General features: G+C 72.5%; 14 protein-coding genes. 1 reads left to right on the forward strand and 13 read right to left on the reverse strand.

What is annotated here, in order from left to right; all coding sequences use genetic code 11:
- Positions 1–218: 218 nt before the first annotated feature.
- Positions 219–2,144: a glycosyltransferase gene (locus IRZ18_04765; GenBank protein MBX5476420.1), complete on the forward strand. Its 1,926-nt coding sequence runs from the start codon at positions 219–221 to the stop codon at positions 2,142–2,144.
- Here IRZ18_04765 and IRZ18_04770 read toward each other — a convergent pair.
- From IRZ18_04770 to IRZ18_04830, 13 genes are all read right to left on the reverse strand, one after another.
- Positions 2,141–2,842 (reverse strand): polysaccharide deacetylase family protein, encoded by a 702-nt coding sequence (locus IRZ18_04770; protein ID MBX5476421.1) that lies wholly within the window; start codon positions 2,840–2,842, stop codon positions 2,141–2,143. The two genes, IRZ18_04765 and IRZ18_04770, sit on opposite strands and share 4 nt — an antisense overlap.
- 19 nt (positions 2,843–2,861) lie before the next feature.
- Entirely contained in the window at positions 2,862–3,116 is a 255-nt protein-coding gene (locus IRZ18_04775; protein MBX5476422.1) for a DUF2249 domain-containing protein, read from the reverse strand.
- Between the two features lie 59 nt (positions 3,117–3,175).
- On the reverse strand, positions 3,176–3,445 hold the full coding sequence (locus tag IRZ18_04780) for a hypothetical protein (GenBank protein MBX5476423.1): 270 nt from the start codon (positions 3,443–3,445) through the stop codon (positions 3,176–3,178).
- A complete protein-coding gene (locus IRZ18_04785; GenBank protein MBX5476424.1) occupies positions 3,435–4,196 on the reverse strand; it encodes a DUF2249 domain-containing protein in 762 nt (253 codons plus the stop codon). Before IRZ18_04785 ends, IRZ18_04780 begins: the two co-directional genes overlap by 11 nt.
- Before the next feature lie 13 nt (positions 4,197–4,209).
- A complete protein-coding gene (locus IRZ18_04790; protein MBX5476425.1) occupies positions 4,210–5,388 on the reverse strand; it encodes an Mrp/NBP35 family ATP-binding protein in 1,179 nt (392 codons plus the stop codon).
- Between the two features lie 22 nt (positions 5,389–5,410).
- Positions 5,411–5,737, reverse strand: a complete 327-nt coding sequence (locus tag IRZ18_04795; protein MBX5476426.1) for a metal-sulfur cluster assembly factor — start codon at positions 5,735–5,737, stop codon at positions 5,411–5,413.
- Positions 5,734–6,303 (reverse strand): DUF2249 domain-containing protein, encoded by a 570-nt coding sequence (locus IRZ18_04800; protein MBX5476427.1) that lies wholly within the window; start codon positions 6,301–6,303, stop codon positions 5,734–5,736. The genes IRZ18_04795 and IRZ18_04800 overlap by 4 nt, the downstream gene beginning before the upstream one ends.
- Positions 6,304–6,346: 43 nt before the next feature.
- Complete coding sequence (locus IRZ18_04805) at positions 6,347–7,687, reverse strand: hypothetical protein (protein ID MBX5476428.1); 1,341 nt, start codon at positions 7,685–7,687, stop codon at positions 6,347–6,349.
- A gap of 140 nt (positions 7,688–7,827) precedes the next feature.
- The gene (gene narI, locus IRZ18_04810; protein ID MBX5476429.1) at positions 7,828–8,565 is read right to left on the reverse strand and encodes a respiratory nitrate reductase subunit gamma; all 738 of its coding nucleotides are present in this window, start codon (positions 8,563–8,565) and stop codon (positions 7,828–7,830) included.
- Positions 8,562–10,064, reverse strand: coding sequence for a nitrate reductase subunit beta (gene narH, locus IRZ18_04815; GenBank protein MBX5476430.1), 1,503 nt, complete (start codon positions 10,062–10,064; stop codon positions 8,562–8,564). The genes narI and narH overlap by 4 nt, the downstream gene beginning before the upstream one ends.
- Complete coding sequence (locus IRZ18_04820) at positions 10,061–10,345, reverse strand: hypothetical protein (GenBank protein ID MBX5476431.1); 285 nt, start codon at positions 10,343–10,345, stop codon at positions 10,061–10,063. Before IRZ18_04820 ends, narH begins: the two co-directional genes overlap by 4 nt.
- The gene (locus tag IRZ18_04825) at positions 10,345–14,013 is read right to left on the reverse strand and encodes a nitrate reductase subunit alpha (GenBank protein ID MBX5476432.1); all 3,669 of its coding nucleotides are present in this window, start codon (positions 14,011–14,013) and stop codon (positions 10,345–10,347) included. Before IRZ18_04825 ends, IRZ18_04820 begins: the two co-directional genes overlap by 1 nt.
- A partial coding sequence (locus IRZ18_04830; GenBank protein ID MBX5476433.1) for a molybdenum cofactor guanylyltransferase occupies positions 13,968–14,742 on the reverse strand: 775 nt, incomplete at its 5' end. The genes IRZ18_04830 and IRZ18_04825, both read right to left, overlap by 46 nt.

A 14,742-nucleotide genomic window follows, 5' to 3' on the forward strand; every position in this document is an offset into this window, starting at 1 on the left:
CGGCAACGGCAACGTGGGCGCGTAGGGCGGGCCAAGGGATTCGGGGTCGACAGGGCCTGCGCCGCCACGGCGCGGGCCCTTGTCGCCTGGACGATCTTCACGAAGCCGGCCCCGGAGCCGAACGCCCGCGGACTCCCTCGCGCGCAGACCCGAGATGTATGCTGCAGGTGTTGGCGTCTTCTTCGGCACGGAACGCTTTTGTGAACGGGGTGGGTGGCTTGCTGCGCGCTCGCCTCGCAGAGGCGGCACTTCAGGCCTTCCGCCTGGGGCTGGCCGCTGCGCTCCTCTTGTACGTCAGGTTGGCCTATGGCACGCGCGTCGACGGCCGGTTGCCGCGGCGCGCCGTCCCCACGCTGGTCGTCAGCAACCACGCCCACGACCTGGAGGGCCTCCTGCTGCCCGCCGTCCTGCTGCTGGGCAGGCCCCTCTCCCGCCGCGTCCACCCGGTGGCGTCGCAGCGGCTCTTTGAGCCCGGTTTCCTGGCGACGCGCTCGCCGCGCTGGCTGCGCCCGCTCGTGAAGCGCTGGAACGTGGGCCCGGTCCTGCGCGCGCTCGGCGTGCTCCCCATCGAGAACATGCCGAGACGTCGCCCGCTGGCCAGCTTCGCCTACGAGATCTGGCGACGGCGCGGCGACCTCCCTCTCAAGGACATCCTGGACGCGGGCGCTCTGGAGCCCGGCGGCCCGCTGTCCGGCGCGCGCGACATCGACCGGGTCCGCCTGCGTGACCTCTGGGGCCGTCGCGCCCAGTTGGGCCAGCTCGAAGTCTCGCCCAGGGATCTCCGCTCCCCCTACCGCGAGGAGGTGCAGCGCGCGCTGCGGCCGCGCGTCGAACGGCAACTGGAGGAGGTGGAGCGCGCCCTGCGACGGGGAGGCACGGTGTACCTCACCCCGGAGGGTCGCATGACGTCCGACGGCCGCATGGGGCGCCTCCGGGAGGCGCTCGACCGATTGCGTCCGGCGGCGCGATGCCTGGTCGCGGCCGCCGTCAGCTTCGACCCGTGGGCTCCCGGGCGCATGCGCATGACGGTGCGCCTCGCGCCCCCGCCGGACGCCGGCGACTTCCGCCTGTCGTTGGCCGTGCTGCGCCCGCTCTCCGCCAGCCACGTTCTCGCCGCCGCCCTCCACGCGTTGCCGGCGCCGGCCGACGAACCGTCCATCCTTCGCGCCTGCCGCAGGCTTCTGGACGAACTCCCGCCGGAGGCGGAACTGGAACCGGACCTCGCCCGGGATCCGGATCGTGCCCTGGGACAGCGGCTGCGCATGGCCTGCCGGCGCGGCCACGTGGCGCGCGTCGTTTCGGACAGCGGCGCGACCCTGTACCGCCCGCGCCCGGGCGCCCGCGATCCCCGCTTCCCCGACGCCGCCGACATCGTCGCCTACCTCGCCGCCGCGTTCGAGGAGACCGCGCAGGCGCTCGCCATCCTTCGGGAGCGGCGGGCCGGGGCGCCCGGCGGCATCTCGTTCGTCATCCCCGCGCGGAACGAGGCCTCGTACGTGGGGGCGGCGCTGGAATCCGTCCGCGCGCAGGCGGACACGGGCACGGCGGTGGAAGCGGTGGTGGTGGACAACGCGTCCGAGGACGACACCGTCGGCGTGGTCGCCCGCTTCATCGAGGCGCATCCCGGCGTCCCGGTGCGCCTCGTGCAGGAGCCGGTTCCCGGGCGGTCCCGCGCCAAGAACCGGGGCGTCCGGGCGGCGCGCGGGGAGATCATCGTCTTCCTCGACGCCGACTCCCGCGCGGCGCCCGACCTGGCCGCCTGGGTGGCGCGCCGCGCGCGGCTCGGCGCCGTCGCGGAGAGCGTGCGGGTGGTGGCCGACTCCCACCGGCCCGGCGACCGCTTCTTCTTCAACCTGCTGGAGTTCGGCAAGCGGCGGTTCGGCATCCGCGCTCAGATGTTCTACTGCCGGCGCGACCTCTTCCTTGAACTGGGGGGCTTTCGCGAGGACCTGCACCTGGCCGAGGACAAGGATTTTTTGGAACGGGTGGAAGCGGCCGGGCACCTGGTGGGGCACCTGGAGCGGAGCTGGATCGCGACGTCGCCGCGCCGCCTGCACCGCTGGCCGCTGGGCGCCGGCGCGGTCGCGATGCTGGTGCGCTGGGCGCTGGCGCATGTCGGCATCGGACGGCGGTGGAAGTACTAGGAGAGCAACCGGTCCAGCCGTTCGAACTCGAAGCCCCGCGCCCGCGCGCCGCGGATCACCGTAGGGAGCGCCGCAACCGTCTGCGCCGGCGCGCCGGGTGCGCCGCCGGCGTCGTGGAGGACGATGACGGCGCCAGGGGCCAGCCGGGCCAGCACGCGGCGGGCGATCACCTCCGGCGGCGTGCCCGCGCGCCAGTCGCCGACGATGGCCGACCACATCACCGGGCGCTGGCCGAGGCGGCGCGCGGCCAGCCACGTGGCGGCGTTGAAGGAGCCCCACGGCGGGCGGAACCACGCCGTGGCCTCGGCGCCCGCCGCCTCGATGAGCCGCGCGCCCTCCGTCACCTCCCGCCACGCCGCCGCGGGATGAAGCAGGTAGGCGTGGCGGTGGCTGCGCGTGTGATTCGCCACGAGGTGTCCCGCGGCGACGATGTCCCGCACCAGATCCGGGTGGCGCCGCGCGCGCTCCCCCACCAGGAAGAAGGCGGCGGCCACGCCGTGCTCGCGGAGGATGCGCAGGACGTCCGGCGTGTAGCGCGGGTCGGGGCCGTCGTCGAAGGTCAGCGCCACGACGCGCCGCCGGACGCGCCGCGCGCGGCGCAGGACCCGCGGGTCCACGAAGCGGAACCAGGCGTCGGCCACCGGCCCATAGAGCGCCCAGGCTCCCACGGCGACGGCCGGAAGCGTCCAGGCGGTCACCGGCGCGCCCCTCCGCCCCTCAGGCCCCGCGCCCTTCCAGCGCGCGCCCGATGCACACCCGCCAGACCTCCGGACCGCTCTCCAGGTACGCCCACACGAACTTCCCGGGGTGCTCCGCGGCGAACTGGTAGTAGAGCGGCTTCGGGTCGTGGTCGTTCACCAGCACGAAGCCGCGGCCCGGCTCCAATCCGTCGAACGTCTCGAAGATCAACTCGTGCCGGCGGGCGGGCGGCAGGTCCCGAACATCCAACACCCAAGCCTCTGAGTTCGACATGGTCATCTCTCCTTGCTCCAACTCGATTTCGCCAACTCGATGTGGACGGCCGTGCGACGTCACCGCGGCTCCGGCCGGCCCGCCGCGCCGTCCGTGCCGCGCGGCCTGCGCGCGACCGTGATCGGTCTCTGCGTGAGGTAGTGCAGCACCCCGTTCAGCCGCTCGGCCTCCCGTGGCCAGGTCTCCCGGAGGAGCGCCCACCCCGATGCGGCCAGGCGGCAGGCGCGGTCCGTCTCGCCGGCGTCGCCCAGCGCCCGCAGCGCCTCCGCGAGCAGCTTGTTCAGCGCGGCCACGGCCTCGTCGCCGTTGGCCGGACGGTCAACCGGCATGCTGCTTCCGGATCGCCACGCGCCAGACGTCCGGGCCCTCCTCCAGGTACTCCCAGCCGAACTCGCCGGGGAAGAGCGCGTTGAGCTGGTAGCGAAGCGGCTGCGGGTCGTGGTCGTTCACGATGACCAGGGCGCGGCCCGGCTGAAGGCGGCCGACCAGCGCGAAGATCGTCTGGTGGCGCTGCGCGTGGGGCAGGGCGCGCACGTCCAGTTCCACGTCGTCGCCAGCGTCGTCCCCGTGCGCCGGCTCCGTCGACGGCTCGCCGTTCGCGTCGTTCGAGGCGCCGGCGTGGTGCGGCGCAAGGTGCTCACGCATGTCCGCGAGCAGGGCGGACAGGTCCGTGGCGGGATCGCGAACCAGCACGGGCAGCAGGTGCTCGTTCTCCTTGAGCACGTGCGCGCGGAACAGCCCGCCGAGCGCCCGGGCGGCCCCGTACGCGTCGATCCCGTCCTTCGCCGCCACCAGGTGCTGCAGCGACTCTCGCAGGAGCCCGTGCTCCGCCTTCATGGCCTCGACCAGCGGCGCCAGGTCGGTCCGCCGCTCGGCCTCCGCGTAGAGCGTCTTCTCCTCCGCTTCCGCGTGCGGGAACACCGTCCCCGCGAGGTAGTTGGCCACGGCCTTCGCGGCCGCCTGATGGGGCTCCCCGCGGCGCACGGCGTCCGCCACGCGGTCCACCAGGGCGTCCAGTTCCTCCATCATCGACCGGTGATGCGCGACGATCTTCTCGGCCACGGTCTCGTTGTTCGTCATCGCCAGTCTCCCCTCATCCTCGGCGTGCCGTCTCCGTCTCCGCCTGCGCCTCCGCGCCGGCGCGCCGCTCCCCGCCCAGGACGCGCAGGGCCAGGTCGGCGTAGGCCCGCCCGGCCTCGCTGTCCTCGGGGTACAAGGCGTCCCACCGGCCGTCACGGGTCTCCGCGAACGGGATCCGTGCCAGCACCTCCACGCCCAGCGCGGCGGCCACGGCGTCGCCGCCGCCCCGGCCGAACGGATGCGATCGGCGCCCGCACCCCTCGCAGGTGGAGTACGACATGTTCTCGACCACGCCCAACACGGCGTGGCCGGCTTCCAGGGCCATCCGGCCGGCCCGCTCGGCCACCCGGGCGGCGAACGGGTCGGGCGTCGTCACGACGATCTGCCCGGCCTTCGGGAAGAAGTTCAGCACGTCCAGGGCCACGTCGCCGGTGCCGGGCGGAAGGTCGAGCACCATCACCTCGGGGTCGTCCCAGAGGACGTCCTGCATGAACTGGCGCAGGGTCTTCCCCAGCATCGGCCCCCGCCACACCACCGCGCGGTTGTCGGCGACGAAGAAGTCCATCGACATCACCTGCACGCCGTGAGCCCGCGGCGGCACGATCTTCCGGTCCTGGATCCGCGGCGCCTCCTCGAGGCCGATGAGCATCGGCACGCTGAAGCCGTAGACGTCGCAGTCCACGATCGCCGTGCGCAGCCCCCGCCGCGCCAGGGCGACGGCCAGGTTGACGCTGACGGTCGACTTGCCGACGCCGCCCTTGCCGCTGGCCACGGCGATCAGCCGGGCGCCCGGCGGCACCCTGGGCGGGGGCTCCATCGGCCGCATGGCGGCGGCGCGGCGACGGGCCGCGGCCGCGTCGGGCGCCTGGCCAGCGGCTCCGGATGGGCCCGCGGGGGTGGATCCATCCCCATGCGCGTCGCCCGGCAGGGAGCGGGGGATCGTTTTCACGCTCGCCACGCCGGGCAGGCAGGAGACCGCTCCGCGGATGCGCCCCAGTTCGTCCTCCGAAGGGGGGCGGCCGTCCCACTCCGCGTCGACGACGACCGCCACGTGGGCCGCGTCGCCGTGCCACTCGATGAGCACGTCCTGCACGTGGCCCGAGGCCAGCAGGTTCCGGCCGTCGTCCGTGCGCAGCGCGGCGAGCGCCTGCAGGACATCCGGCTTCGTGGTGCGCTGTGTGGCGTCGCTCACCGTCCTCACCTCCTCCCCGCCGTCAGGCGAACCCGAAGTGGCGCTTGGCCTCGTCGCTCATCATGTCGGGCGACCACGGCGGCATCCACACGACGGCGACATCCACGTCGCGGATGCCGTCGACCGCCAGGGCACGCTGGCGGACGCCCTCCTCGATATACGCGGCCGCCGGACACCCGGGCGTCGTCATCGTCATGACGATCTCCGCCCGGCCGTCCTCCACGCGGATGCCGTAGATCAGGCCCAGGTCCACGACGTTGTAGCCGAGTTCCGGGTCGATCACCTCTCGAAGGGCCTCGCGCAGCTCGGCGACCTTGTCCTCCGTGGTTCCGCGTTCAGCCTCGCTCACCGCGGGGTCACCTTCTTCCGGCGGATGTGGAGACGCACGCCGCTATCGAGCTTCTCCATCCGCACGGCGTAGCCGCGCTGTTCGAGTTCAGGGAGAAGGAACATCGGCTCGCGGTCGTTGAAGACCTCGAGGACCTCGCCGTCCTTCAGCGACTCAAGCGCCTCCAGCACCCGGACCATGGGCTCCGGGGGCATGAGCCCGCGGTTGTCGAGCGTGCGGGCGGGAGCCGGCCACGGCTCGTCCTCGGCCGCCGTCCCGCCGCTGGCGCCAGGTTTCGCCGCGCCGTCCGCCGGCGTGCCCGCCGGTGCCGCCGCGCCCGGCTCAGCGCCCTCCGCGCCCGACGGGATGAACAGCACTTCCCAGTCACCCTCGCCGAGGCGGCGGGCCTCGTGCCGGAAGCCCTTGTGGGCCATCACGTGGAAGAGCGGGATCGGCTCGAACGTGGTGAGCAGCCGCAACGACTGCCCGGGCTGAAGCTGTTTCACCGCCGCCATGATCTTCGGCAGCGGCTCGCGACCCTGCCGCAGGTCGTCGCGGACGTCCAGGGTGAGCGGCTCGCTCGTCATGCTTCATCTCCTCCTCGCCGTGTGAACGTTGAAGCCGGAATCGTCAACCGCGTGGGACGGACGGCGCTGCCGGCGGGGGCGGGCTGTGCCGGATCCGCCACAGCTCCCGGCCGATCGCGAGGCTCGCCGCCAGCGAGAGCACCGAGCAGGCCCGCCAGGCGCCGTCCAGCCCCGCGAACCCGGTCGCGGCGCCCACGCCGACCGCCGCGAAGTACAGAACGAACCACGGCCGCGCGCGCGGCTCGTCGACCAGGTCCTGCACGCGCGGCACCGGACCCTTGCCGAGCTTCGACCCGAAGCGTTCCAGCCACGTCAGGAACGGGACGATCTTGTACAACTGGCTCAGGCTCAGGCCGGACAGCCAGCCGAAGAGAAAGACGTACCCCAGGGGCCCGGCCCAGCCCGTCCCCTGACCGGCGAGCGCAGCCGCGACCAGCAGCGCGAGGCCGGCGCCCAGCGCGACGAGCGCCCAGGCCGCGAACCGGCCGTTCAGCTCCAGCTCGCGGCGCCGGCGCTCGGCGTACAGCTTCCGCATGTCCACGAGATACAGCGCGACGCCCACGGCCGCGGCCAGCCACCCGGCGCGCTCCAGCACGAGCACGGCCGGGCCCGCCGCCCCGCCCGCCGGCGCCGCGATCGTCACGCACCCGGCGACCGCCGCCAGCGCCAGGCCGCCGGCGCTCAACCGGAACGACCAGTCGCCGAGCGCGCCGCGGTGTTCCGGCGCCAGCGTGAACATGGCCAGGAGCTTGTAGCCGACGCCCATCGCCGTCAGGGTGAACCACCCGCCGATGCCCGCCAGCAGGTGCAGCGGCAACCCGTCGACGAGCAGCCGGGCCACCCGGTCGGGCGGCAGCGTTCCCGGGCGGGCGACGGCCAGCGCGAGGCAGAGCCCGAGAAGCACCGTGACCCAGAGAAACGCCAGCGCGGCCGCCACGAACCGGGCCGGCAACGGGAGGGGCCGCGTCCGCCAGATCGGCCGGGCGATGATGACGGTGTCGGCGACGACGCCGGCGATGACCAGCGCGCCACCCAGGGGGAGCCACGGCGAGGCGGCCCAGGGAACGTTTCCGCCAAGAGCGACGAAGCCGGCCACCATGGCGAGAAGGCCGATGTCGATGGCGACCAGCGCCCATCCCGCGACGGCGTCGCCCTCCGGCTGCGTCGCGGTGATCACCGGGACGAACTGCCGCAGGGCGCCGAGGATCAATACCGTCAGCCAGCCGATCGTGATGAGGTGCACCGCGACGAACGTCCACGGCGCGAATAGAGGAGCGGACGGGTACGCCAAGCCGAGCGCGATCAATGCCTGCGCGACGGCAAAGCTCACGAAGGCGGCCCCGAAATACGTCATCGTCCAGCGCGCCACGCCCGTTCGAAACATGATCGTGACCCCGTTTCGGCGTCATCGTCTCGCGCTCTTCGCCATTGTCTCGCGCTCGTCGAGCCCGCGCCGGGACGCAGGTCACACCGGGTTGTGATCTGGATCACAATGCCGGCATCGCCGAGGCGCAAACGGCAACGTCACACCGGGCTCTTCCGCCGCTGCGGCCGCGCCGGCCAGCCGCCGCGCGTCGCGCCGCGGGGCCGGAAGGGGATCCACGCGCGCGTGAGATATCCGAACGGAAAGCTCCACACGTGGACCAGGCGCGTGAACGGCCAGACGGCGAACAGCAGAAGCGAGAACTCCACGTGGACCTGCAGGAGGAGCGGGACGCCGAACATCAGGGTCGGGTCGGGATGGAGCGTGAACAGCGCGCGGAACCACGGCCCCACCGTGACGCGATAGTCGTACGGGCCGATCGCCAGGTTGCGGGCCACCGCGACGAGGAGCCCGAGCAGCGAGGTCACGAAAAGCAGCCCCAGCGCCAGCCAGTCGGCCCCGCTCGTCAACTTGCGCAGCCGGGGAGACGCCATCCGGCGCCACAGGAGGCCCCCGAGCCCGGCGACCATCGCCGTCCCCGCGAGCCCGCCGAGGCCGATCGCCAGCACGTGGTACGTCTCGTCGGGCACGCCCAGCCGGTGGAACCAGCGGATGGGCACGAGAATCCCGGAGATGTGGCCGGCGATCACCGCAAGGGTGCCGTAATGGAAGAGCGGGCTCGCCCAGCGCAGCGTCCGCCGCTCCAACAACTGCGTCGAGTGGGAGCCCCAGCCGTACTTGTCCGTCGCGTAGCGGTAGACGTGGCCGAGAAAGAACATCGTCAGGGCGATGTACGGAAAGATCACCCAGAGCAGGAGCGGCCACCCCAGCGGCGTCATCGTTTCACCGTCCGTTCCACGGCCACCAGAGGCGCGTGACACGGCCCGGGCCCGCCGGCGAAGTCGAGCCCGCACGCCCCCTGCAGGCCGAAGGCGTTCTCCGCGATCTCGCGGTGCGTCGTCGGAATGACGAAGCGCTCCTCATACTTCGCGACAGCCAGGAGCCGGTGCATGGCGCGGGCGTCCTCGGGCGACAGCCCGGCCTTTTCCAGCGCCGCCGAAGCGTCGGGCCCGTGGAACTGCTCCGCGCGCATGAAGAGGCGCATCGCCCAGAGCTTGCGCAGCACGTCGCGGATCCGGTCGCAGTCGCCGGCCGTCAGCAGGTTGGCGAGGTACTCGACCGGGATCCGCATCGCGTCCACGGCCGCGAGGACGTCCGTTCCGTCCCGCTCGGTCCCCATGAGCTCCTCGAAGCGCTTGGCCATCGGAGAGAGCGGCGGGATGTACCAGACCATGGGCAGCGTGCGGTACTCGGGATGCAGGGGCAGCGCGACCTTCCATCGGACCGCGAGGGGGAAGATCGGCGAGTGCTGGGCCGCCTCGATCACGTTCTGGGGAATGCCGTCCCTCAGCGCCTGTTCGACCACGTGCGGGTCGTTCGGGTCGAGGAACAGGCTCAGCTGCGCGTCCAGGAGGCGCTTCGGATCCTCCGTCGAGGCGGCCTCGCGGACGCGGTCCGCGTCGTACAACACCATGCCGACGAAGCGGATGCGCCCGACGCACGTCTCGGAGCAGACGGTCGTCAGGCCGGCCTCGATGCGCGGGAAGCAGAACGTGCACTTCTCCGCGCGTTGGGTGTGCCAGTTGAAGTAGACCTTCTTGTACGGGCAGCCGCTCACGCAGAAGCGCCACGCGCGGCACGCCTCCTGGTCGACCAGCACGATGCCGTCCTCGTCGCGCTTATACATCGCGCCCGACGGGCAGGAGGCCACGCACGACGGGTTCAGGCAGTGCTCGCAGAGGCGGGGCAGGTACATCATGAACGCCTGCTCGTACTCGAACTTGACCGCCTCTTCCATGGCCCGCAGGTTCGGGTCCTCCACCGCCGTCACGGTGGCTCCGGCCAGGTCGTCCTCCCAGTTGGAGCCCCAGCGCGGGTCCCGCGGCTCGCCGGAGATCGCCGCGCGAGAGCGCGCCACCGGCTGCACCGGGCTGTCGGGAGCGTCCAGAAGCGGCGAGTAGTCGTACGAGACGGCGTCGCCGTAGTCTTCCAGCGACGGGAGATCCGGATTGAAGAAGATCCGCGCCAGCCGCGCGAGCCTGGACCCGCCGCGAAGCTGCAGCTTCCCCTTCTTGAGTTCCCAGCCGCCGCGCCACCGGTCCTGGTCCTCCCACCTGCGGGGATAGCCGATGCCCGGCTTCGTCTCGACGTTGTTCCACCACATGTGCTCGGTGCCGGGGCGGTTCGTCCACGTGTTCTTGCAGGTCACGCTGCAGGTGTGGCACCCGATGCACTTGTCGAGGTGCATCACCATGGACACGTTGGCTTTGATCTTCACGCCCACACGCTCCCCTGCGCGCCGGCCCCGACCGCCCTGCGCACGACGATGATCTCGTCCCGCTGGCTGCCGTTCGGCCCGTAGTAGTTGAAGGCGTAGCTGAGCTGCGCGTAGCCGCCGATCATCTGCGTGGGCTTGACGCGGATGCGCGTCAGGCTGTTGTGGCCGCCGCCACGTTCCTGGCTGATGGGGCTCACCGGCATGTTCACGGTGCGGTCCTGGACGTGGTAGTAGAGGCACATGCCGCGCGGCAGGCGGTGGCTGACGACGGCCCGCGCCATCACCACCCCGTTCCGGCTGACATCTCCACCCAGTCGTCGTCCGACACGCCGATCGCCTGGGCGTCCTCGTGGTTGAGCCAGACGTTCGGTCCGCCCCGGAACATCGAGAGCATGCGCTCGTTGTCCCAGAAGGTGCTGTGGATGTTCCACTTCCCGTGGGGCGTGAGGTAGCGGAGGGCGATCTCCGGACGGTCCGGCACCGCCTCGCGCTCGGACGGCGCGGCGAAGGGCGGCAGCTCGAGCGGCGGGCGGAAGACCGGCAGCGCCTCGCCGAACTCGTGCATCCACTCGTGGTCGACGAAGAAGTGCTGGCGGCCGGACAGCGTGCGCCACGGCACGAGCCGCTCCACGTTGATCACGAACGGGGAGTACGGCCGGCCCTCCTCGTCGATGCCGGTCCACGCCGGCGAGGTGATCGACCGGCGCGGCTGGGCCGTGAGGTCCCGCATCGTGAAGCGCTCGGCGGCGCGCCCCTCGGCCAGGTCCGCCAGCTTCATGCCGGTCCGGCGTTCGAGGGCCCTCCACCCCTTGACGGCCATCGTGCCGCAGGAGGCGCCGGACAGCGCCAGGATCGTCTCGCAGACCTGGCTCGCCGTCTCCAGCTTGGGGCAGCCCTTGGCGGCGCCCTGCGCGTGCTCGCCCAGGAAGCGGCGCAGGTGGTCGTACTCCTCCTTCGCCGGCCAGGATTCGCCCTTCTCCGAGACGCCGTGCTCCATCACGCGCGGCCCGAGCGCCACCATCCTGTCGTGGATCGCGCCGTAGTCCCGCTCGACGACGAGCAGCCGGGGCATCGTCCGGCCGGGGACCGGCTCGGTCTCGCCGCGCTTCCAGTCGAGCACGCGCCCGAACGGCTGGGCCAGCTCGTCCGGGGAGTCGTGGGCCAGCGGCAGGGTCACGAGGTCCCTGCGGACGCCCAGGTGGCGCGCCCCCATCTCCGACACCTTGCGGGCGAGGCCCGTGAAGATGTCCCAGTCGGAGCGGGCCTCCCAGGCCGGCGCCGCGGCCGGGTTGAAGGGGTTGACGAAGGGGTGCATGTCCGTGGTGCCGAGGTCGTACTTCTCGTACCAGGTGGCGGCCGGCAGGACCACGTCCGAGTACAGCGCGTTCCCCGACATGCGGAAGTCCAGCGTCACGAAGAGGTCGAGCCGGCCTTCGGGCGCCGGGTCGCGCCACACGATCTCCCGGGGGCGCGGCGAGGCGGCGTCCTCCGCGAGCACGGCGTGCCGCGTGCCGAGCAGGTGCTTGAGGGCGTACTCCTGACCCTTGCCGTTGGACGTGATCAGGTTCCCCCGCCAGGTGAAGAGCACGCGCGTGGCGCTCTCCGGGCTGTCGGGGTCCTCGATCGCGAAGCGAAGCGTGCCGTCCTTGAGGCGCCGGACGACTTCCCTTGCCACGGCGTCGTCCGCCGACACGGTCTCCGACTCGGCCTGCACCGCGCCGAGCACGGCCGGGCGGCCCTCCGCCACGGGCTCGGCCGCCTGCGACGGGGAGGCCGCCGTCCGGCCGGCATGGACGGATTTCAGCACGTCGTCGGCCAGGTCCAGCGGGTTGACGTTGAACTGCGGGTAGCTCGGCAGCCAGCCGAGGCGGGCCGCGATCACGTTGTAGTCGGCGAAGTGCAGGTCGGAGAAGCGGCCCGCCAGGGGCGACGCGAGGTGGCCGGCCGTCCGCTCCTCGTAGCGGAACTGGTCCGTCTGGAAGTACCAGTACGATGTGCCGTTCTGCAGCCGCGCCGGCACGCCCCAGTCGTGGGCGAAGGACACCGTCGCCCAGCCCTCGACGGGCCGCAGCTTCTCCTGGCCCACGTAATGCGCCCATCCCCCGCCGTTGCGGCCCTGGCAGCCGCAGAGCAGGACGAGGTTCAGGATCGCCCGGTAGATCGCGTCCCCGTGGTACCAGTGGTTGATGCCCGCGCCCATGATGATCATCGACCGGCCCCGCGTGGCCGCCGCGTTCCGGGCGAAGCCGCGGGCGGTGGCGATCACCTGCTCGCGGCGGACGCCCGTGATCCGCTCCTGCCAGGCGGGGGTGTAGGGCTGCGGGTCGTCGTCGTCCGCCGGGTAATCCCCGGGCAGTCCCCGGGCGATCCCGACGTTCGCGAACATCAGGTCGAGCACCGTTGTGACGAGCCGGTCGCCGTCCGCGGTGCGGACCCTCAGGGCCGGGACCCCGCGCCGCAGCAGCGTCTTGCCCTCGCCGCCGAAATAGGGCAAGGCCACCATGGCAACCTCGTCCTGATGGTTCAGGAGCGTGAGGCGGGGGTTGATGGGCGCGCCCGTGACGCCGTCCTTCAGTTCCAGGTTCCAGCGGCCGCTGTCGTCCCAGCGGAAACCCAGCGTGCCGGCCGGCACCGCGAGGCGCCCCGTGTCCTCGTCGAGCAGGGCCAGCTTCCACTCCGCGTTCGGCGTCTCCACGCCGATGTCGCTCGCCCGGAGGAATCGTTCGGGGACGTAGTCGCCGTCCGGAAGCCGCTTCAACGTGACGAGAAACGGGAGATCGGTGTACCGCTTGGCGTACTCCTGGAAGTAAGGCTCCTGGCGGTCGGCGTAGAACTCCTTGAGGACGACGTGCGTCATCGCCATCCCCAGCGCGCCGTCGGTGCCCGGCGCCGGGCGCAGCCACTCGTCCGCGAACTTCGTGCTCTCCGCGTAGTCCGGGCTGACGCCCACCACGCGCGCCCCCCGGTACCGCACCTCCGCGAGGTAGTGCGCGTCGGGCGTGCGCGTCATCGGCACGTTCGAGCCCCAGACGATCAAATAGCCCGCGTTGTACCAGTCGGCGCTCACGGGGACGTCGGTCTGGTCGCCCCAGATCTGCGGCGAGGCGATGGGCAGGTCGCAGTACCAGTCGTAGAAGCTCGTCATGACGCCGCCCAAGAGGGTGAGAAACCGCGCACCCGCCGCGTAGCTGGCCATGGACATGGCGGGAATGGGGCTGAAGCCGGCCAGGCGATCGGGGCCGTACACCTTGATGGTGTGGACGGTGGCGGCCGCGACGAGCTCCAACGCCTCTTCCCAGCTCGCGCGGATGAACCCGCCGTGGCCGCGGGCCCGCTTGTAGGCCTGGACCGTGTCCCGGTCGGACACAAGTTTGGCCCACGCGTCGACGGGGTCGGGTTCGGTCGCGCGGATCCGGCGCCAGGCCTCCATCAGGGCGCGGCGGACGTAGGGGTGCTTGATGCGCAGCGGGCTGTAGGTGTACCAGGAGAAGCTCGCGCCGCGGGGACAGCCGCGGGGCTCGTATTCGGGCACGTCGGCCCCGGTCGACGGGTAGTCGACCACCTGCGTCTCCCAGGTGATGATGCCGCCCTTGACGTAGACCTTCCACCCGCAGCAGCCGGTGCAGTTGACGCCGTGGGTCGTCCGGACCTCCTTGTCGTGCTGCCAGCGGCTGCGGTACCCGTCCTCCCACGTGCGGTCCCGGCGGCTCAGTTCCTGCCACCCGCCGCCGTACGTGTCGATCCGCTTCAGGAAGTGCAGGTCTCTTAGGAGACGTTCGGTGGCGATCGACTGCGCCAAGAGCAGGACCCCCGTTCCGCGCGCGATGCGGCGCGACCGTGTGCCGCTAGTATGCGCGTCCGGGAACGGGGGCAAACGCTTGGGCCGAGGCGGGCCGGCGGGGCTCAGGCATCCGCCGGCGGCGCGGCGACGCCGGCGACGCGCTTCCATGTGTCCGGGTCGTCCACATCCGCCAGCGCGATGCGCGGATCCAGGCCGCGGCGGGTCCACGCGTCCTCGCCCACCTCGACGACGCGCAGGCCGTCGAGCCACGCGTGCAAACCGCGCCGGCCTTCGGCCAGCCGGGCGACGGCGGCGTGGAGTTGGCGTCGCGCGTACAGCGCGCACGTCAGCTGGCGCCGGCCGTCGACGACCGGCACCACGGCGTCGGCGTCGCAGCCCGCCGCGGGAAGGCGCTCAAGGAGGGGCTGGAGGGCCTCGGACGTGAGGAAGGGCATGTCGCACGCGACGACGAGCATCCAGGGCGCGCGCGTCCCGTACGCGCCGCTGACGACGCCCGCGAGCGGACCGGACCCGGGCAGAAGATCGCGCACCAAACTGCCTGCGGGGCCGCGCCGCCCCACGACGAGCGGCGGCGCGCCCGTGGCCTCGGCCACGGCCGCGCGCACCCGGTCGAGCCACGTTCTCCCCCGCCACTCGAGCCCTGCCTTGTCGCGTCCCATGCGGCGGCTCCGGCCGCCCGCCAGCACGAGCCCGCACACACGCGCGCCCGCCGGGCCGGGACGCTCGCCCGTGGCGCCCGCGGCGCCGGCGGCCGGCCGGCGCGGGCGCGCCGCGCGGGCCACGAACGCCGCGAGTTCGGCCACGTCGGCGGGCGTCCACGCCCGCACGCCTCCCGCCGGCGACCCGCGGCCGCCGGCCACCCCCCCCACGACCCCA

The sequence above is a fragment of the Clostridia bacterium genome (assembly GCA_019683875.1).
Taxonomy (GTDB): Bacteria; Bacillota; Sulfobacillia; order RBS10-35; family Bu92; genus Bu92.